The organism is Sinomonas atrocyanea (assembly GCF_030811715.1).
Taxonomy (GTDB): domain Bacteria; phylum Actinomycetota; class Actinomycetes; order Actinomycetales; family Micrococcaceae; genus Sinomonas; species Sinomonas atrocyanea_A.
Map to the genome: position 1 here is coordinate 48,757 of NZ_JAUSRH010000017.1, position 18,993 is coordinate 67,749.

An 18,993-nucleotide genomic window follows, 5' to 3' on the forward strand; every position below is an offset into this window, starting at 1 on the left:
GTCCTGCACCCCCGGGACACTGGTCTCGGGACAGCAGGAAGCCCCGGGAACGGGCAGGGAAGAAGGAGTGGCCATGGCCGCACAGGGAACAGTCCAGCAGCTTCACGGCATGGCGTGGACCGGCCCGGGGAGCACGCAGACGAGGACCCGGGAGGCGGGCCGGCTGGCCGAGGTGCTCCGCGCCGTCGTTCGCGGGTGGGCCAGCAGGTGGGAAGGCGCGGTCCGCGCCTGGCGCGGCGCGGACCGGCGGGTGCTGGGGATCGACGAGAGCCGGGAGCGGGTGCGCCGGGACATCGCGCTGCTCGGACCGCGCCCGTGGTGAGCCCCCCCCGGTCCTCCCGGGCCGTGGGTTCAGGCGCGGGTGAGCAGCAGGCTCACGTTGTGGCCGCCGAACCCGAACGAGTTCGAGACGGCGGCCTCGACGCGAGCCCGGCGCGGGGCGCCGGCCACGACGTCGAGGTCGATCGCCGGGTCGAGGCGGTCGAGGTTGCGCGTGGGTGGGATGATGCCCGATTCCAGGGTGAGCGCGGTGAGGATCGCCTCGACGGCCCCGGCCGCGCCGACGAGGTGCCCGAGCGCACCCTTCGGTGCGGTCACCGCCACCTGCTCGCCGAGGGCCTCGCGCACGGCGAGGGCCTCGCTGATGTCGCCGATGTGAGTTCCGGTGGCGTGGGCGTTGACGTGCTGGATGTCGCCGCCGTCGATGCCCGCGCGGCGCAGGGCCTTGCGGATCGCCTTGATCTGCCCGACGCCCTCGGGGTCCGTGCCGGTGATGTGGAACGCGTCCGCCGTGACGCCGTAGCCGGAGAGGGCGGCGCGGGTGCGGGCCCGGCGGGCCCGCGCGTGCTCCGCGCGCTCGAGGACCACGACGCCGGCCCCCTCGCCGAGCACGAACCCGGTGCGGTCGGCGTCGAACGGCCGGGAGGCGGCCTCGGGGTCGCCCTGGGACTTCGAGAGGGCGCCGATCTGGGCGAACCCGGCGATGGTCAGCGGCGTGATCGCGGCCTCGGCCCCGCCCGCGATGACGATGTCCGCCTCGTCGCACTCTATGAGCCGCGCCGCGTGGACGATCGCCTCGGCGCCCGAGGCGCACGCGGAGGAGGGCGCCATCGCGGCGGCGCGCGCGCCGTACTCGATGCTCAGCTGCGCGGCGGCCGCGTTGGCCATGAGCATCGGCACCGTGCGCGGGGAGACGCGGCGGGAGCCGGAGGACTCGAGGACGTCGTCCTGGGCCAGGAGGGTCTCCACCCCGCCGATGCCGGTCCCGATCACGACGGCGAGCCGGTCGCCGTCGACCTCCGGCGCACCCGCGTCGGCCCATGCCTCGCGGGCGGCGATGACGGCGGCCTGCTGGCTGCGGTCGAGCCGGCGCGCCCGGACGGGCTGCATGGCCTGCTCCGGCTCGACCGCGAGCCGGCCGGCGATGTGGACCGGGAGCGAGACGTCGAAGCCCGAAAGGGCGCGCACACCGGACCGGAGGGACAGGACGCCCTCCCAGAGCTCGGCCACGGTGCCGCCCAGCGGCGTGGTGGCACCCATTCCGGTGATGACGATCTCGGTCCCCATGATGTCCTCTGCGTAGAAGAGCCCTCCGGCCGGCGCTTGTATGCCGTACAAGAGGGAAAGATGTTTGTACAGCATACAATTCAGTCATGGGTCCCGTCGAGACACGCGCTGCCGCCGCCGCACGGCGCCTCCTCGCGCAGCGCAAGGGCCGCGGCGCCGAGACGCGCCAGCGCATCGTCGACGCTGCGGCGGCGCTGTTCGCGGCCCGCCCCGCCGACTCCGTCACGGTCAGCCAGATCGCCGCCGCGGCCCGGGTCTTCCCGAACCAGATCACGTACCACTTCGGCTCGAAGGACTCCCTCTTCATCCACGCCGCGTTCGTGCTGCTGCTGCGGGACGCCGGGCGCCTCGAGGGCGTGGGCACGCGGCTCTCGTCGGCCGAGGCGTTCCGGCGCGCCATGGCGCGGACCGTCCTCGTCACCCCGTCGCTGCCCGTGGTGATCAGCGCGCTCGCGCTCGCACGGGCCAAACCCAAGCTGAGCCCGGTGGTCAAGGGCCACCTGAGCCTGCTGTTCCGCATCTCGGAGCACTACCTCGAGAACATGCTCGCGCTGCGCGGCTGGGTGATCGACCGCAGCCTGCGCCAGGAGGTCAAGACGTTCTGGTCGGCCGCCTTCGGGGCCATCCTCATCGCCGAGTCCGGCTACCCCGGCACCCAGGCCGACCTCGACTTGGCCGGCACCCTGACCGTCCGGGAGGCCTAGGGGCACCCACACGAGGTGCCCTCCCAGAGTCAGGTCCTGATGCTGGGCCCTCGTGGGTTACCCGAAGCCCGAGCTGGGCATAAGGACAAGGGACCCGTGTGCCGCTACCCTGAGCTGGCCCGCCAATGACCAGGAATGAGGACTCCATGTCCGAGACGCCCGACACTCCCGCCAAGCGGCAGCTCGCCGGTCTCTTCACCGACACGCTCGGCCGGGCCGGAATCCGTTCGGTCCAGGCCCTCGCCGTCGGCGCCCTCCTGTGGGCCGTAGTGTGGGTACTCCTCAGGATCCCCCTCGTGGTGATCCCCGTGATCATCGCCGCGATCCTGGCCTCCGCGATCGCGCCCCTCGTCCACTGGCTGCACGTCCACGGGTGGCCCAGGGCGCTGGCTGTGCTGGCCTCCTTCGTGGCCATCCTCGCGGTCTTCGGCGGGATCATCACGGGGATTGTGTTCCTGATCCGAGCCCAGGCGCACGAGCTGGCGGAGCGCTTCACGGCCGGCCTGGAGCAGCTCCACACCTTCCTCAACAACGGCCCGGCTCGCATCAGCGACCAGCAGATCACCCAGGCGCGCGATTCCCTCCAGCACTTCTTCACCTCCGGCAGCCTCGGAGCCGAGGCGCTCACCGGGGCCCGCACCGCGGGCGAGATCCTCACCGCGCTCATCCTCATGGCCGTGATCCTGTTCTTCTTCCTCAAGGACGGCCGGCAGATCCTCGACTTCATGCTCTGGTTCATGCCGCCGTCCCATCGGGACAAGGCCCGGCTCGCGGCGGACCGCAGCGCACACGTACTCGGCGGCTACGTGCGGGGCACCGTGCTGGTCGCCGCCGCGGACGCGATCATCGTGGGCACGGGCCTGGTGATCCTGCACGTGCCCCTGGCCCCGGCGCTCGCAGTGTTCGTCTTCATCGGGGGGTTCATCCCGATCCTGGGCGCAACGCTCGCGGGCTTCCTCGCCGTCGGGGTGGCCCTCATCTCCAACGGCCCGGTCGTGGGGCTCATCGTCCTGATCGTGGTCCTGGTGGCGAACCAGATCGAGCACCACCTCCTGCAGCCACTCCTGATGGGCCGGGTCCTCTCGATCCACGGGCTGGCGATCATCCTCGCCCTCGCCTCCGGAACGGTGCTCGCCGGCATCATCGGCGCACTGCTGGCCGTGCCCGTCACGGCCGTGGCCTGGGCCATCATCAAGACCTTCACCGGCCGCGGCGAACCGACCGAGCCGGAGGAGCCGACGGGGCCGGTCGGGACAGACTTGGGCCCGGTTCCCACGACGCATTCCGATTCGTAGCCTGCAGAGCAGGCTCAGCCCAGGCCCAGGAACGCCTGCCACAGCCCCACGATCACGACCGGCCCGAACAGGGTCCCGGCGACAACCTGGGCGAGCGTGTGGGCGCGGAGCACCACGCGGGCCCAGCCCACGGCGAGGACCACGAGCAGCAGCGGCCACCACGCCGGGCCGAACAGCACGATGGCCGTGACCGCGGCCGACGACACGGCCGCGGCGTGGCCGCTCACCTTCCACCAGATGCTCACGATCGCGAGGACGGCGATCCCCGCGATGAGCGCCAGGACCATCGCGGTCACCGAGGGCGGCGCACCCGCCCAGACGAGGACGCCGAGCCCGAGCAGCACGCACACGATCGCCATGGCGAGCACGGGGGCGCGCTGGGACCTCTCGCTCACGTGGTGGTCCACCACCTTGCCGGCGTGCACGAGCGCGAGGAGCACCACGAACGGCAGCACGGACGTGAAGACCAGCGCGACCGCGCCGTACCACCAGGTGCCGGGCCAGCCGGGGCTCGCCGCCGGGCTCAGCAGGAGCTGGACGGCAATGGTGAATGGCGGCTGGAAGACCTCGCTGAGCACGCGCGCGACGGCGGCGGCGCTCCCCCGCGGGGACGGCGCCGGGGGCGTCGGGCGATGGCTGGCTAGCACGGTTCCAGTCTTCCATGCCCGGACCCGCCCCCGGCGGCCGCTGCCGCCGTGGGTGTCCGCGGACATCAGGGCGAGATGTGGTCCAGGTGCCGGTTGCGCGTATGCGGGGCGAACTGCACCAGGACCGCGGCGATGACGAGGAACACCGAGATCAGCCCGAGCGCCCAGATCACCGGGAGCATCGGCAGGATCGGGGTGATGACCATGACGCCGATGCCGCCCCCGATGTGCCCCGCGCCGTCCACAATCGCGAAGCCCGTGGTCCGCGCACGGGTCGGGAAGGACTCCGCCGTGAGGGCATAGGTCGGCGAGACCCACAGGTTGAAGCCGGCGAAGATGAGGATGGCGCCGATCATCGCGACCCCCACGTTGGTGCCCGCGGCGGCCACGACGAGCGAGCCGATCACGGTCACGACCGCGCCGACGGGCAGCCAGTAGCGGCGCTCGAGCCGCTCGACGATCACGCTCATCACGGCGGCCTCGGCCACGAACCCGAGCGTGCCCACAGCGGCGATGACGCCGGCCTCGGGCGGCGGGTAGTGCAGGGCCGCGAGGACCACGGTGAAGCCGGCCGCGAATGCGTAGACCGTGATGTACCCGATGAACCAGACGAAGAAGAGCAGGACCATGCGCTTGACGTACAGCGGGTTGGTGAACAGGTCGCGGTACGGGACGGGCGACGGCGGCCTGGTCGCCCCGTGCACGTCGGTCACCACCGGCTCGGCGAGGGGCCCGTGCTTGGCGGCGCGCGCCTCCATGTCCTTCACCACGGAGTCGGCCTCGGCGAAGCGGCCCTGGCCGATGAGCCAGCGCGGCGACTCGGGCAGCTCGAACCTCAGCAGCACCGCGACCGCGGCCAGGATGGCGCCGACCCCGTACATCCACCGCCACCCGGTCTCGAACCCGGGCCCGGCCATCGCGAAGGGGAGGCCGAGGGGCCACGGAGTGGCCGGTGTCGTGAGGATGAGGCCGAGCCAGATGCCCACGAAGGCGCCGAGCGCCGACATGATGAAGATGATCGTCGTGAACCGGGCACGCGCGTGCCGCGGGGCCATCTCGTTGATGTACGTGTTGACGATCGCGAGGTCCGCGCCGATCCCGATGCCGGTGACGGTGCGGGCGATGTTGAAGTTGGCGTAGTCGCCCACGAACGCGTTGTACAGCGAGCCCAGGCCGGTGATGAGCATCGTGATCATGAGCATGTTGCGCCGGCCGATGCGGTCCGCGATGGGGCTCAGCACGAGCGTCCCGACCACGTAGCCGGCCAGGTTGAGCAGCACGGGCAGCGGCAGCGCCTCGAGCGCCGTCTCCGGGGTGCAGCCCTTGTTGAGCTCGATGCACGTCTGGATGAACGAGACGTTGATGTCGAAGATGTCGTAGAACGTGAACAGGAACCCGAGGCCGATGATCCCGATGAAGAGATAGGACAGGCTCCACACCTCGAGCCGCTCGAGCCGGGCAATGATCTGCTGGCCGGTCGGGGCGGCGCTCACGGATCCGGCATCCATGGATGCAGCCACATGGATCAACCTCCCGCAGCCCAGGGGTGGTGCTCGCTGCGCCAGAGACTGCCCTGGCTGCCGCCTCCATGGTGCGCCCGGCGGCGAGCCGCCACAAGCACTCAATCGACTGCCGGGGCGCCGTGCCGTCAGTCCGCTGGGGAACCGGGGCGCACGTAGGTGAGGTCCCAGGGCTGCTGCCCGTGGGAGGACTCGACCCATCCGTCCCGGACGATCTCGGCCCGCAGTTCGGTGAGGCTCGCCTCCAGCCCCGGGGCCCAGGCCTCGCGGGGCGCGGTCCGCCCGAGGGCTGGCCCGGCGAACGTCGCCCCGCGGTAGAGGATCCGCCCGCCGTCGGCCCGGGCCACGAACCGCATCGGCGAGCGCCCGTACTGGGTCGTGAGCGTGTACAGGATGCGCGCCCACCAGGGCACCGACACGGGGTCCTCGAGCTCGATCCTGAGCGTGCGCGCGGTCCCCGGCTGCTGAGCCTTGCCCATCGTCCCTCCCTCGGCCGGACGTCAGTCGAGCAGGAGCGCGGGCTCCTCCATGATCGCCGCGACGTCTGCCATGAAGCGGGCCGACAGGTCGCCGTCGACCACGCGGTGGTCGAAGGAGCCGCCGAGCGTGGTGATCCAGCGCGGGATGACCTCGCCCGAGACCACCCACGGCTTCTGCCGGATGGTGCCGAACGCGACGATGGCCACCTCGCCCGGGTTGATGATCGGGGTGCCGATGTCGATCCCGAGCGCGCCGATGTTCGTGATGGTCATCGTGCCGCCCTGCATGTCCGCGGGCTTCGTCTTCCCGGCGCGTGCCGTCGTCGCGAGCTCATTGAGCGCGATCGCGAGCTCGCGGAGCGAGAGGTCCTGCGCGTCCTTGATGTTCGGCACGAGCAGTCCCCGCGGGGTCGCGGCCGCGATCCCGAGGTTCATGTAGTGCTTGATGCGGATCTCGTCGCCCTCCGGCCCGGCGACCCACTCGGAGTTGACGCTCGGGTTGCGGGCCGCGGCCCAGATGACCGCCTTGGCCAGGATGAGCAGCGGGGAGACCCTCACGCCCTCGAAGTCGCGGGACTTCTTGAGCCGCTGGACGAACTCCATGGTCCGCGATGCGTCCACGTCCACGAAGATGCTCACGTGCGGGGCGCTGAACGCCGAGTCGACCATGGCCTTCGCCGTCGCCTTGCGCACGCCCCGGACGGGGACGATCTCGATGCGGCGCTCGCTGGGCCGCTTCGTGTGGTCCCAGAACGTGGGCGCCGCGGCCTGCTCGCGCTCGCGCTGGGCCTGGTAGGACTCGAGGTCGGCCCGGGTCACCTCGCCGCGCGCGCCGGTGGCCGGCACGTCGGAGAGGTTGATGCCGAGCTCCTTGGCGATCCGCCGGACCGGCGGCTTGGCGAGGACGCGGGAGAGGAGGCCGACGACGGCGTTCCCCGGCTCGGGCTTCTGGCTCGCCTCCGCGGCTCCGCCGACGAGGGGGGCGTGTCCGCTTCGCGACGCCCGCCACACCGCGCCCCCCTCGTCGGCTGCGCCGCTCGGGGTGCTCTCGGCTGCCGGGGTTGCCATCTGGGGGACGGAAGGGGCGGGTGCTGCGGCGGGCTGGCGGCGGGGGCGGCGCTTGGCCGCGTCCGCCTTCGGGCCGGACCCGACCAGCGGGCCGCTCTCCACCCCCGGCTCCTGCATCGTCGGGACCGGGGACTCTGCCGGAGGGGGCGGCGACGCGGGAGCGGACGGTGCCGCCCCGCCGTCGTGCGTGGCGGCCGAGTCCCCGATGGCGATGATCGGCGTGCCCACCTCGATGGTCTCGTGCTCGCGGGCGAGGAGCTCGACCACGGTGCCGGCGTACGGGCTGGGGAGCTCGACGAGGCTCTTCGCCGTCTCGATCTCGCAGATGACGTCGTTGATGGCGACCGTCTGGCCCGGCTGGACCTTCCAGGACACGATCTCGGCCTCGGTGAGCCCCTCGCCCACGTCGGGGAGGGTGAAGATCTGCTGCGTCACGGGGCGGCTCCTAGTACGCGAAGGCGCGGTCGAGGGCTTCGAGGATGCGGTCGATGTCCGGGAGGTAGTGCTCCTCGACCTTCGCCACGGGGTAGGGCATGTGGAATCCGCCGACCCGGATGACGGGAGCCTCGAGCGAGAGGAAGGCGAGCTCGGCGACGCGCGAGGCGATCTCCCCGCCCATGCCGCCGAAGGTCGGTGCCTCGTGCGCGACGATGAGGCGGCCGGTCTTGGTCACGGACGAGACGATCGCATCGAAGTCGATCGGGGAGATCGAACGCAGGTCGATCACCTCGACGCTGTGCCCGTCCTCGGCGGAGGCCTCAGCGGCGGCGAGCGCCACGGGGACCAGCGGGCCCCACGCGACGACGGTCGCATCGGTGCCCTCGCGGACCACGTGGGCCCGGAACGGGTCCGCGCTCGCGCCGGGGTCCTCGGTGTCGACCTCGCCCTTGAGCCAGTAGCGGCGCTTGGGCTCGAAGACGATCACGGGGTCCTCGCACGCGATGGCCTGCTGGGTCATCCAGTAGGCGTCGTGGGCGTTGGAGGGGGTGACGATCCGCAGGCCCGCCGTGTGCGCGAAGAGCGCCTCGGGCGACTCGGAGTGGTGCTCGACCGAGCCGATGCCGCCGCCGTAGGGGATGCGGATGGTCACCGGGACGGTGAGCTGGCCGTTGCTGCGGGCGTGCATCTTGGCCAGCTGCGTGGTGATCTGGTTGAACCCGGGGAACACGAACCCGTCGAACTGGATCTCGGCGACGGGGCGGTAGCCGCGCAGGGACAGCCCGATGCTCGTGCCGATGATGCCGGACTCCGCGAGCGGGCTGTCGACGACCCGCTCGGGGCCGAAGTCGGACTTGAGGCCCTCGGTCACGCGGTACACGCCGCCGAGGGTGCCGATGTCCTCGCCCATCAGCAGGACGCTCTCGTCCTGCTCGAGCGCGGCCCGCAGGCCCGCGTTGATCGCCTTGGCGATGGTCATGGTGGGCATCAGCGGCTGCCTTCCCTCGTCGCCTCGGCGTCCGCGTCCGCGAAGCCTGCCTCGTAGTCGCGGTGCCACGCGAGCTCCTGCTCCACGAGCGGGTGGGGCTCCGCGTAGACGTTGGCGAAGGCCTCCGCCAGATTCGGCGCCGTGAAGCCGAGGATGTCGGCGCGGGCCTTGGCGGCGAGCGCGTCGCCGTCGGCGGCAACCTGCTCGAAGAACGCCTCGTCTGCGATGCCCTCGGCGCGCAGGTGCTTCTCGAACCGGGCGAGCGGGTCCTTGGCGAGCCAGGACTGCTCCTCGTCGCTGAGCCGGTACTTCGTGGGGTCGTCCGCGGTGGTGTGGGCGCCCTGCCGGTAGGTGTAGGCCTCGATGAGCACGGGCCCCTTGCCGGAACGGGCCCGCTCGAGGGCCCACTGGGTCACCGCGTACACGGCGAGCACGTCGTTGCCGTCCACGCGCACGCCCGGGAAGCCGTAGCCCTTGGCGCGGTTGAAGAGCGGGATCCGGGACTGCACCTCGGCGGGGACCGAGATGGCCCACTGGTTGTTCTGGCAGAAGAAGACCACGGGCGCCTTGAAGCTGGCGGCGAAGACCATGGACTCGTGCACGTCGCCCTCGGAGCTCGCGCCGTCGCCGAAGTAGGCCACGACGGCGCCCGGCTCGCCAGCCTGCTCGCCGCGGGCCGCCGCCCGTGCCTGGTCGCGCTGCATCCCCATCGCGTAGCCGACGGCGTGGGGCGTCTGGGCCGCGAGGACGAGCGTGTACAGGTGGAAGCCGGTGGCGCGGGGGTCCCAGCCGCCGTTGGAGAGGCCGCGGAAGAGCCGCAGCAGCTCGGCGAGGTCCACGCCGCGGGTGAGGGCGACGCCGTGTTCGCGGTAGGTCGGGAAGACGTAGTCCTGGGCCTGGGTGGCGGTGCCGGAGCCGATTTGGGCGGCCTCCTGACCGCGCAGCGGGACCCAGAGCGCGAGCTGGCCCTGCCGCTGGAGCGCCGTGGCCTCGGTGTCGAACCGCCGGATCATGGCCATCTGGCGGTACATGCCGCAGAGGGAATCTTCGCTCAGGCCCTTGATGGACGCCGCGAGCTTCGAGTCCGAGCGGAAGCGCCCGTCCTCGTCGAGGAGCTGGACCATGGCGCCGTGGCCCTCCGCGCCGTCATGGGCGTGGGCTTCGAGCTCCATCGCGAGCTCATCGGGGATGTCGCTGAACTCGGTCGTGGGAAGTTCTACTCGCATACCGCCTCCTCGCCTGCCGTGGGGACCGATCCCGGAGCACCGGGCGGTGGGCCGGGACACATATTCCCCGTCAGGAATGCATTCTGACGCCGGAATATACGGGTCGGCCCAGCTGACACTCTACCGAGAGGAGCTGGGCCGCCGCGAAGTGGAATCCTGCTAGGAAGACTGCGGGACCTTTGTGAATGCCCTACAGAGGTCGAGGAAGCGCGAGTTCGCCTCGGATTCGCCGATGCTCACGCGGACGCCCTCGGTTCCGAAGGCGCGCACTGAGAGGGCGCGGGCGGCCGCCTGCTGGGCGAACTCGGGCGTGGCCTCGCCGAGCGCGAGCCAGACGAAGTTGCCCTGGGCGTCCGGCACGTCCCAGCCGAGCTCGCGCAGGCCCGCCGTGACGCGGTCCCGCTCGTCGACGAGCGTTTGTACCCTTCCTACAACATCGCCGAAGTGCTCGAGCGAGGCGACCGCTGCGGCCTCCGCGATCGAGGAGACGGCGAACGGGACGGCGGCGACCCGAAGGTACTGGGTCACCTCCGGATGCGAGATCGAGTAGCCGACCCTCAGTCCGGCGAGGCCGTGAGCCTTGGAGAACGTGCGCAGCACCACGACGTTCGGGTACTTCCGGTACAGCTCGATCCCGTCCACGGCCTCGGGGTCGCGGACGAACTCCTGGTACGCCTCATCCACCACGATCAGCACGCTGCCGGGGACCGACTCGATGAAGCGCTCCGTCTCGGCGCGGCGCAGGGCCGGGCCGGTCGGGTTGTTGGGGGTGCACAGCAGCACGACCTTGGTCCGGCCGGTGACGGCGGCGGCCATCGCGTCCAGGTCGTGCCGGCCGTCGGCCAGCACCGGCACCTGGACGCTGCGGGCCCCGGCCAGCCCCACGGAGATGGGGTAGGCCTCGAAGGAGCGCCACGCGTACACGACCTCGTCCGGGGTTCCATCGTCCTGCTGGCCGGCGAAGGCGGCGAGGATCTGGTTGAGGGCGCCGAGGCTGCCGCCGCCGGTGACGATGTCATCGGCCGGGACGTCCAGGAACCCGGCGAGCGCGGTGCGCAGGCGGGTGGACACGGCGTCGGGGTAGCGGTTGATCGCAGACTCGCGGACGATCGCCTCAGCGACCGCGGGGAGCGGCCCGAGGGGGTTCTCGTTGGAGGACAGCTTGTAGCTCGTGAGGCCTTCCACGGGTGCGGGAGGGCGTCCAGCGGCGTACTTGGGGAGCCGGTCCATGACGGGTCGGGGGGTGACGCCCGTGGTGCCGGCCGCGACGGCGGCGGCGTCGGCGCCGTCGTACTCGTTCAGCGGTGAAGTCATGTCCTACAGCCTAGCGGCCGCCCTCCGGGCGTGCGCCGCGCGGGCGCCCCGGCCCTGTGGGAGCATAGGCGCATGATGCGCTTCCTGCTGCACGTCATCGTCAGCGCCCTGGCCCTCTGGGTTGCGGCGTGGCTCCTGCCAGGCATGGACATCACTGCCGCGAACCCCGCCGGTGCCGCGTCTGCGGTCGCGGGAACGCCGGGCCGCACCGTGGCGATCGTGCTCGGCTACCTGCTCCTGGGCCTCATCTTCGGGCTCGTGAACGCCGTCGTGAAGCCGATCGTGAGCTTCCTGTCCCTGCCCATCACCTGCCTCACCCTGGGCCTGTTCGCGCTCGTGATCAACGCGGCGATGCTGGGGCTCACGGCCTGGCTCTCGAGCTACACGCCGGTGCACTTGACCATCGATTCGTTCGTGACCGCCTTCATCGGGGCGATCATCGTGGCCATCGTCTCCGCGGTCACCGGCTGGGCCCTGGGTCTGCGAAAGGACTAGAGGAGCCACCGCGGCTGCCGGCATCCTTGCCTAGCGCCAGCGCCCTCTGAAGGGCGTCACCGTGTCGGTGCCCGTGTACACGAAGCGCTCGCGCCGCGGCCCGGCGGTGCCAGCTCCCCCGGCCCCGGCAGCCCGGCCTCCCACCACACCGGCACCCACCACGCCCGTGCCGACCGCGGTGCCGAGGACGGAGGCGTATCCCCGCACGGACGGATCGCCCGACAGATCGAGGGCACGGGCGTCGTCGGCGTACCGCGTGATGTCATGCGCGCCCACGATGCCTCCACCGTCGGGGTGCTCCGGTGTGCGCACGTCCACGATGTTGGGCCGCGGGACCGGGAAGGACCCGGAGAGGGCCGGGACCACGTCGGCGTCATTGGAGACGTTCAGGACCGGGACGTCGTCGGGGATGCGGAACGGCGTGGGGATGCCGCCGAGGATGGTCACCGCGGCGACGGGATAGCGGGAGCGGAAGTCCTCGTCCTCGAGGAGGCCGAGGACGTGCAGCGAGCCCTGGCTGTGCGCGTTGAAGACCACGGAGTCGCCCGCTGCGAGATCCTGATCGGCGAGGGCGCGCTCGATCAGTTGGCGCGCGTGGCTGTCCCTTCCTTCCATGCCGTCGAGGTTGCCCTCCACGTCGAACACGCCGCCCTCGGGGTCGTCCGGGAACCAGGACTGCGTGCCCGGGACCGTGACCACGACTGCGGTGGAGCCGTCAGCCCGGGGGATGCGCTCCACGAGGACTGAGGACGGCGGTACGGGTGTCCCGTCCTCCAGTGGCGTCGCGCCCTGCGCCTGCTTCAGGCTTTCCCCGGCGTAGCCGAAGGTGGAGGCATCCCCGCTTCCGGGCGCCACCTCCCGGCGGACGACGCTGATGCGGTCCCCGGGCCCGCCGGCGGGCATCCACGGAGACAGCGCCGGCGAGGTCCGGCCCAGTACCCCGCCGGCCTCCCGCAGCGCCACCGCGCCGATCCTGCCGGGGGCGATCCCGATGAGCCCCCACAGGTACCCCGACGGGACCAGGCCCGAAACGGTGATCCGTGTGGCCAGCGGCAGCCCTGTCCCGACGGCGGCCCACTCCTCTGCCGCGAGGTAGCCGGCCTTCGCGGCGGCGACCCCGTTCTTCGCGTCACGGACGTCCAGCGCCGCGCGCATCGCATCCCCGACGAGATCGGCGGCGCGGGTGTCGAAGGCGGCGCCCGCCACGCTGCCGGCGCAGGCGCCCCGCCAGGCTGCGGCCCGCGCCGACTCCAGCCGGCCCACCAGCGCATCGGCGAACGATGCCGCGGCCGCGAGGGACGCCACGGCGTCCTCGAGCGCCTCGGTGTTCACCCGGAATGCCTCGCCGCCCGTGACCGTGAACGTCGAGGGATCGCGCACCGCCGCTCCTGGGGCCCCGTCCCCGCTCATCGGCAGGCCGCTCCCGGCGCGGGCGCCGGGGCCAGGTCGGGCAGCCCGCGCGCGAAGACGGGTCCATCCGGTGCGGGAAGGCGCAGGGCCGGGGCGCGCGACGGCAGGGGGACGATGGGCCCGGTCGGCCCGTCGACGACGAGGCCCCGCGGGGGCGCCGCACCGGTGGCGGGGGACGCGAGCGCCGAGGGAGCGCCCCGGCAGCCGCCGGCCTCGGACTGCAGGGACGCCACGGTCAGCGCGAGGCCCGCCAGGGCGGTAGCGATCGCCGCGAGCTGCGCCGTGAGCGATGCCGTGGTCCCCTTGAATGCGGACGCGGCCGGCCCGTCCCAGTCGGCGGCGCCCGCGCGGGCCACCGCGGCGCGGGCCCCCTCGAGCTCCTCGTGGGCCGCGGCGAGCTGTGCCGCCGCTGCCCCCAGTTCCGCCTCGTCGTGCCCGCACGGCAGGGTGAAGCCCGTTCCTTCATCGAAGCCCGAGGCGGACCCACGCCCGCTGAAGCCGCTGCCGGTCGGTCCGCCCATGGTTCCCTCCCCCGCTTCCAGCGCCCCTCGCGGCGCCGCATGCCACGACGCTAGGCGGACCCGACGGCCCGCGGCGACCGGCCGGCGTCGTATGTGGACAACGCCGCCGCCGAGCCGGCGGCGGGGCGCAGCAGCGGCCGCAACCGCTCGTCATCGCCTGCGGGACCCCGTGTCCGGCATGGAAGAATGGAGGCCATGGCTGATTCCCCCTCGCGCATCCCGTCCGGACGTCTCTCCCTGGCCGTGGCCGGCGAGGACGCCGGCAGGCCCATCGCCCTCGGGCCGCTCGACGGCCGCTACCGGCCCGCGGTCGCGCCGCTGGTCGACTATCTGTCCGAGGCCGCCCTGAACCGGGACCGCGTGGCCGTCGAGGTCGAGTGGCTCATCCACCTCACGAAGAACTCCGTGCTCCCGGGCGCCGGCCCGCTCACGTCCGAGCAGGAGGCCGGGCTCCGCGCGATCGTCACCGAGTTCGACGCCGCGTCGGTCGCCGAACTGGCCGAGATCGAGGCCGTCACGGTCCACGACGTCAAGGCCGTGGAGTACTACATCGGACGCCGCCTCGAGGCCCTCGGCATCAAGGACCTGACCCCGATGGTGCACTTCGGCTGCACCTCCGAGGACATCAACAACCTCTCCTACGCCCTCGGGATCAAGGGCGCCGTGGAGGACGTCTGGCTGCCGGCGGCGCGGGCCCTCGTGGAGCAGGTGGCGCAGATGGCGCGGGCCAACCGCGACGTGCCGATGCTCTCGCGCACCCACGGCCAGCCTGCCACGCCCACCACCCTGGGCAAGGAGCTCGCGGTGGTCGCCCACCGCCTCACCCGCCAGCTCGACCGGATCGCGCGCACCGAGTACCTGGGCAAGATCAACGGCGCCACCGGCACCTACGCCGCCCACTACGCCTCCGTGCCCGGCGCGGACTGGCAGCAGGTCTCCGAGACGTTCGTCGAGGGGCTGGGCCTGACGTGGAACCCGCTGACCACGCAGATCGAGAGCCACGACTGGCAGGCCGAGCTGTATGCGGACATGGCCCGCTTCAACCGGATCCTGCACAACGTGTGCACGGACATCTGGAGCTACATCTCGATCGGCTACTTCGCCCAGATCCCGGTCGCCGGCGCCACCGGCTCCTCGACGATGCCGCACAAGGTCAACCCGATCCGCTTCGAGAACGCGGAGGCGAACCTCGAGGTCTCCTCGGCCCTCCTCGACACGCTCGGCGCCACCCTCGTGACCTCCCGCTGGCAGCGCGACCTGACCGATTCCTCCTCGCAGCGCAACATCGGCGTCGCGTTCGGCCACTCCCTCCTCGCGATCTCGAATGTGGCGAAGGGCCTCGAGCGCCTCGACGTCGCCGAGGACGTGCTCGCGGCCGACCTCGACACCAACTGGGAGGTCCTCGCCGAGGCCATCCAGATGGTCATGCGCGCCGAGGCGATCGCCGGTGTCCCGGGCATGGACAACCCCTACGAGCGGCTCAAGGACCTCACCCGGGGCCAACGCGTGGACGCGGCCCGCATGAAGGAGTTCGTCTCCGGGCTCGGCCTCTCCGCAGACGCCGAGGCGCGCCTGCTGGCCCTCACCCCGGCGACCTACAACGGGGTCGCGGGCCGGCTCGTCGACCACCTCGGCTAGCCTCGCGCCGCGGCTTCCACGGCGCGGACCGCGCACGACGGCGCGCCGGCACCTTGCGGTGTCGGCGCGCCGCTGGCGTCTCCCCGGCCTACTCCTCCGGGCGGGCGAGCCCCTGCCGAAGCTCGCGCGCCTTGCGGATGTCCTCCTGGGCGACCTTCTGCTTCTTCTCGATCTGCGCGGTGTCCTTGGGGGGCAGCTGGATCGACTCCTCGGCCCCGATGCCCGCCTGGAGCTCGCGGCCGCGCTCGGTCTCGGCGTCGAACTCGGCGCCGAAGAGGAGCGACATGTTCACGAGCCAGAGCCACAGCAGCAGGATGATGACGCTGCCGAGCGCCCCGTAGGTCTTGTTGTAGTGGCCGAAGTTGGCCACGTAGAACCCGAAGCCCGCGGTGGTCAGGGCGAGCACGATCAGGGCCATAAGCGAGCCGGTGGTCACCCAGCGGAACTTTGGCTGCTTCACGTTGGGGGTGAAGTAGTAGAGCGTCGCGATGAGGACGATCACGAGGGCCAGCAGGACAGGCCACTTGGCGATGTTCCAGACCATGACGGCCACGGCCCCGAGGCCGATCTTGTTGCCCACGGCCTCTGCGACGGGACCGCTCAGCACCAGCATGGCGGAGACGATCGCCACGAGGATCACCGAGGCGATGGTCACGGCGAGCATGGTGCCGCGGAGCCGGACGAAGCCGCGGCCCTCGCCGATCTCGTAGATGCGGTTCATCGCGCGCCCGAACGCGCCGACGTAGCCCGAGGCGGACCAGAGGGCACCGAGGATGCCGCCGATCAGGGCGAGCCCGGCGGCGGGGCTCTTGACGAGTTCCTCGACGGGGCCGCGGACGGTGTCCGCCGCGGCGCCGGGGGCCACGGACTGGACGATGTCCATCATCCCGTTCACGGTCGTCTCGGCCTGGCCGAAGAGGCCGAGGATCGAGACGAGGGCGAGGAGCGCCGGGAACAGGGAGAGCACCGCGTAGTACGTCAGCGACGCGGCGAGGTCGGGGCAGGCGTCGTTGCTGAACTCGCGGAAGGTCTTGAGGGCGATGTACTTCCAGGAAGGCTTCGTGACGTCGCGGATGCGTTCCGGCTTCGCCTCGTCCTCCGGCGGCGGGGCCGAGGACTCCTTCTGCGCGGTCTGGGCAGCGTTCTGGTCGGTCATGCGCGGTACTTACCCAGACTGTGCGGGGCGCAATCGGACCTTCCGGCCGCCGATTTCGCGGCACGCCGCCGCCCGTGTAAAGTAGATCAAGCGCCGCGGGGTGGAGCAGTTCGGTAGCTCGCTGGGCTCATAACCCAGAGGTCGTAGGTTCAAATCCTGCCCCCGCAACTCACGAAGGCCCTCGGTCCCCACGGACCGGGGGCCTTTTCCCTGCTCCCGGGGGCCGCCAAGCCGGTGTCTGCGGCGACGGCAGAGATTATCATTCAAGGGACTGGCGTCCTCAGGTGGTCGGCATGTCGGACTCCGAAGAACATCGTCCCCCGTCGTGGTGGAGCACCCTCCCCGGCATCCTCACCGGCGTGGCCGCGCTGATCACCGCCCTCGCCGGGCTGTTCTTCGGCCTCGTCCAGCTCAACATGCAGGCGGCACCCACCACCGCGACCGTGAAGAGCACGGCAGCCGCCAGTCCGGCGGGCGCAGCCGGCGAAGGCTCCGCCCCACGGACGGCCGTGGCCTCGGCGCCCGCTGCCGCCGTCCACGTCACTGACCAGCCCCAGCGCGTGGGAGACCTCGAGTACACGGTGGTGAGCGCGTCGGCGAGGCCCGACGCCGACGGGATGAGCGCCCTCGAGTTCACCGTGCGCTGCTTCAACTACGGCCGGTTCGACGCCAACTTCTGGGATGCGACGTTCCGTGTCGCGGCCGGTCCGGACGTCTTCTCGCCCACCTCGGGCCTGGACGAGCTCGTCTCGTCGGGGTCGAGCAAGACGGGCGTGGTCCGGTTCGTCGTCCCGGCGAGCGCATGGTCGCTCACCCTCACGTTCAGATTCCCCGCTGGGGACCGGTCCATCCCCGTCTCGCTCTCTTAGCCGCCGGCGGCCCGCCCCGCCACGCGGCCGGAGAACAGGCAGCCGCCCAGGAACGTGCCCTCGAGCGCGTTGTAGCCCATCATCCCGCCGCCGCCGAAGCCTGCGGCCTCCCCCGCTGCGAACAGGCCCGGGACAGTCCGGCCCGACGGGGCCAGGCAGCGGCCGGAGAGGTCGGTCTCGAGCCCGCCGAGGGTCTTGCGGGTCAGGATGTTCAGCCGCACCGCGATCAGCGGGCCGTGCTTCGGGTCCAGGATCCGGTGCGGCGCGGCCACCCGGATGAGGCGGTCGCCCAGGTACTTGCGGTGCGAGCGCAGGAACGTGACCTGGGCATCCTTGCCGAACGCGTTCTCGATTTCGGCGTCGCGCGCCTCGAGCACCGCCCGCACCGCGGGCTCGGACACGAGGCCGGGCTCCCCCACCCGGTTCATCCCCTCGACGAGCTCGCCCAGGGTCCGGGCCACGACGAAGTCCTCACCGTGCTCCTTGAACGCCTCGATCGGCGCCGCCGCCCCCGGCCGCAGCCGCGAGGCGAGGAGCCTGAAATCCTTGCCCGTCAGGTCGGGATTCTGCTCGGAGCCCGAGAGCGCGAACTCCTTCTCGATGATTGACTGCGTGAGCACGAACCACGAGTAGTCGTGCCCGGTGGCCCGCAGGTGCCTGAGCGTCCCGAGGGTGTCGAACCCCGGGAAGAGCGGCGCCGGCAGCCTTCTGCCCCGCGCATCGAGCCACACGGAGGACGGCCCGGGCAGGATCCGGATCCCGTGGTTCTCCCACACCGGGTTCCAGTTCCGCAGGCCCTCGGTGTAGTGCCACATGCGGTCCCCGTTGATGACGCGCGCCCCGGCAGCCTCGGCGATCGGGAGCATGCGCCCGTCGACGTGGGCGGGGACGCCCGCGACCATGGTGCGCGGGGGCGTGCCGAGCCGCTCGGGCCAGAGCCTGCGCACCATGTCGTGGTTGCCGCCGACCCCGCCGGAGGCGATCACGATCGCGCCCGCCTCCACCTCGAACTCCCCCACCACCTGCCGGCTGCTCGCCTTCCCCCGCTCGGCGTCCGACGGCGCGAGGCGGGCTCCGCGCACGCCGGTCGCACCGCCGTCGTGCATCACCACCTCGTCGACGCGGTGCCGGAACAGGAAGCGGATGCGGGCTGCGTCGGCGTGTGCCCGGGCGCGCCGGATGAACGGCGCGAGGACCCCGGGGCCGGTGCCCCAGACGAGGTGGAAGCGGGGCACGGAGTTGCCGTGGCCGTCGGCGCGCCCATCGCCGCGCTCGGCCCAGCCCACCACGGGGAAGAAGCGCACGCCCATCCCGTGCAGCCAGGCGCGCTTCTCCCCGGCGGCGAAGTCCAGGTAGGCCTCCGCCCAGAGCCTGGGCCAGTAGTCCTCGGGACGGTCGAACTGCGCGGACCCGAACCAGTCCTGCCGCGCCAGCGCGGCCGAGTCGCGCACCCCCATGCGGCGCTGCTCGGGGGAGTTGACGAGGAAGAGGCCACCGAGGGACCAGTGCGCCTGCCCGCCGAGCGACTGCGGCGGCTCCTGGTCCAGCACCACGACCTCCCGGCCGGCGTCGGCGGCCTCGACCGCCGCCACGAGCCCGGCGAGCCCGGCCCCGACCACGCACACGTCCGCCTGGACCGTCTGATCTGCCATGGGCCCA

18 protein-coding genes and 1 tRNA gene are annotated in these 18,993 nt (G+C 72.0%); 7 read left to right on the forward strand and 12 right to left on the reverse strand.

Annotated features, from left to right (window positions below):
- Positions 1–73 precede the first annotated feature (73 nt).
- Positions 74–322 carry a hypothetical protein gene (locus J2W21_RS18735; RefSeq protein ID WP_307116030.1) on the forward strand — a complete coding sequence of 83 codons (249 nt, stop codon included), beginning with the start codon at positions 74–76 and terminating at the stop codon, positions 320–322.
- A gap of 29 nt (positions 323–351) precedes the next feature.
- Here the strand turns inward: J2W21_RS18735 and J2W21_RS18740 are convergent, their stop codons facing one another.
- The gene (locus J2W21_RS18740; RefSeq protein ID WP_307116031.1) at positions 352–1,566 is read right to left on the reverse strand and encodes a beta-ketoacyl-[acyl-carrier-protein] synthase family protein; all 1,215 of its coding nucleotides are present in this window, start codon (positions 1,564–1,566) and stop codon (positions 352–354) included.
- Positions 1,567–1,652: 86 nt separating this feature from the next.
- Between J2W21_RS18740 and J2W21_RS18745 the strand changes: the two genes are divergently transcribed.
- The gene (locus J2W21_RS18745) at positions 1,653–2,270 is read left to right on the forward strand and encodes a TetR/AcrR family transcriptional regulator C-terminal domain-containing protein (protein ID WP_307116032.1); all 618 of its coding nucleotides are present in this window, start codon (positions 1,653–1,655) and stop codon (positions 2,268–2,270) included.
- Positions 2,271–2,416: 146 nt separating this feature from the next.
- Entirely contained in the window at positions 2,417–3,565 is a 1,149-nt protein-coding gene (locus J2W21_RS18750) for an AI-2E family transporter (RefSeq protein WP_307116033.1), read from the forward strand.
- 14 nt (positions 3,566–3,579) lie between these two features.
- On the opposite strand, the gene J2W21_RS18755 is transcribed toward J2W21_RS18750, so the two are convergent.
- From J2W21_RS18755 to J2W21_RS18785, 7 genes are all read right to left on the reverse strand, one after another.
- Positions 3,580–4,212 carry a phosphatase PAP2 family protein gene (locus J2W21_RS18755; RefSeq protein WP_307116034.1) on the reverse strand — a complete coding sequence of 211 codons (633 nt, stop codon included), beginning with the start codon at positions 4,210–4,212 and terminating at the stop codon, positions 3,580–3,582.
- A 65-nt stretch (positions 4,213–4,277) separates the two neighbouring features.
- Positions 4,278–5,705 carry an MFS transporter gene (locus J2W21_RS18760; RefSeq protein ID WP_307116035.1) on the reverse strand — a complete coding sequence of 476 codons (1,428 nt, stop codon included), beginning with the start codon at positions 5,703–5,705 and terminating at the stop codon, positions 4,278–4,280.
- A 155-nt stretch (positions 5,706–5,860) separates the two neighbouring features.
- Positions 5,861–6,211, reverse strand: a complete 351-nt coding sequence (locus tag J2W21_RS18765; protein WP_307116036.1) for a hypothetical protein — start codon at positions 6,209–6,211, stop codon at positions 5,861–5,863.
- A gap of 21 nt (positions 6,212–6,232) precedes the next feature.
- Positions 6,233–7,714 carry a dihydrolipoamide acetyltransferase family protein gene (locus J2W21_RS18770; protein ID WP_307116037.1) on the reverse strand — a complete coding sequence of 494 codons (1,482 nt, stop codon included), beginning with the start codon at positions 7,712–7,714 and terminating at the stop codon, positions 6,233–6,235.
- A gap of 10 nt (positions 7,715–7,724) precedes the next feature.
- Entirely contained in the window at positions 7,725–8,705 is a 981-nt protein-coding gene (locus tag J2W21_RS18775; RefSeq protein ID WP_307116038.1) for an alpha-ketoacid dehydrogenase subunit beta, read from the reverse strand.
- Positions 8,705–9,931, reverse strand: a complete 1,227-nt coding sequence (pdhA, locus tag J2W21_RS18780) for a pyruvate dehydrogenase (acetyl-transferring) E1 component subunit alpha (RefSeq protein WP_373423129.1) — start codon at positions 9,929–9,931, stop codon at positions 8,705–8,707. Before pdhA ends, J2W21_RS18775 begins: the two co-directional genes overlap by 1 nt.
- Before the next feature lie 159 nt (positions 9,932–10,090).
- Positions 10,091–11,161, reverse strand: coding sequence for a histidinol-phosphate transaminase (locus tag J2W21_RS18785; RefSeq protein WP_307116062.1), 1,071 nt, complete (start codon positions 11,159–11,161; stop codon positions 10,091–10,093).
- 156 nt (positions 11,162–11,317) lie between these two features.
- On the opposite strand from J2W21_RS18785, the gene J2W21_RS18790 reads away from it, so the two are divergent.
- A complete protein-coding gene (locus tag J2W21_RS18790; RefSeq protein WP_307116039.1) occupies positions 11,318–11,740 on the forward strand; it encodes a phage holin family protein in 423 nt (140 codons plus the stop codon).
- A gap of 30 nt (positions 11,741–11,770) precedes the next feature.
- Here the strand turns inward: J2W21_RS18790 and J2W21_RS18795 are convergent, their stop codons facing one another.
- Positions 11,771–13,120, reverse strand: a complete 1,350-nt coding sequence (locus tag J2W21_RS18795; RefSeq protein WP_307116040.1) for a hypothetical protein — start codon at positions 13,118–13,120, stop codon at positions 11,771–11,773.
- Between the two features lie 26 nt (positions 13,121–13,146).
- Positions 13,147–13,671: a hypothetical protein gene (locus J2W21_RS18800; protein ID WP_307116041.1), complete on the reverse strand. Its 525-nt coding sequence runs from the start codon at positions 13,669–13,671 to the stop codon at positions 13,147–13,149.
- Between the two features lie 186 nt (positions 13,672–13,857).
- Here J2W21_RS18800 and purB point away from each other — a divergent pair, with 186 nt between their 5' ends.
- A complete protein-coding gene (gene purB, locus J2W21_RS18805; protein ID WP_373423130.1) occupies positions 13,858–15,309 on the forward strand; it encodes an adenylosuccinate lyase in 1,452 nt (483 codons plus the stop codon).
- An 88-nt stretch (positions 15,310–15,397) separates the two neighbouring features.
- On the opposite strand, the gene J2W21_RS18810 is transcribed toward purB, so the two are convergent.
- Positions 15,398–16,465 carry a YihY/virulence factor BrkB family protein gene (locus tag J2W21_RS18810; RefSeq protein ID WP_307116043.1) on the reverse strand — a complete coding sequence of 356 codons (1,068 nt, stop codon included), beginning with the start codon at positions 16,463–16,465 and terminating at the stop codon, positions 15,398–15,400.
- A 94-nt stretch (positions 16,466–16,559) separates the two neighbouring features.
- On the opposite strand from J2W21_RS18810, the gene J2W21_RS18815 reads away from it, so the two are divergent.
- Positions 16,560–16,633, forward strand: a tRNA-Met gene (locus J2W21_RS18815).
- A 125-nt stretch (positions 16,634–16,758) separates the two neighbouring features.
- Positions 16,759–17,334: a hypothetical protein gene (locus J2W21_RS18820; RefSeq protein WP_307116044.1), complete on the forward strand. Its 576-nt coding sequence runs from the start codon at positions 16,759–16,761 to the stop codon at positions 17,332–17,334.
- Here J2W21_RS18820 and J2W21_RS18825 read toward each other — a convergent pair.
- Positions 17,331–18,986 carry an FAD-binding dehydrogenase gene (locus J2W21_RS18825; protein ID WP_307116045.1) on the reverse strand — a complete coding sequence of 552 codons (1,656 nt, stop codon included), beginning with the start codon at positions 18,984–18,986 and terminating at the stop codon, positions 17,331–17,333. The two genes, J2W21_RS18820 and J2W21_RS18825, sit on opposite strands and share 4 nt — an antisense overlap.
- Between the last annotated feature and the right edge of the window lie 7 nt (positions 18,987–18,993).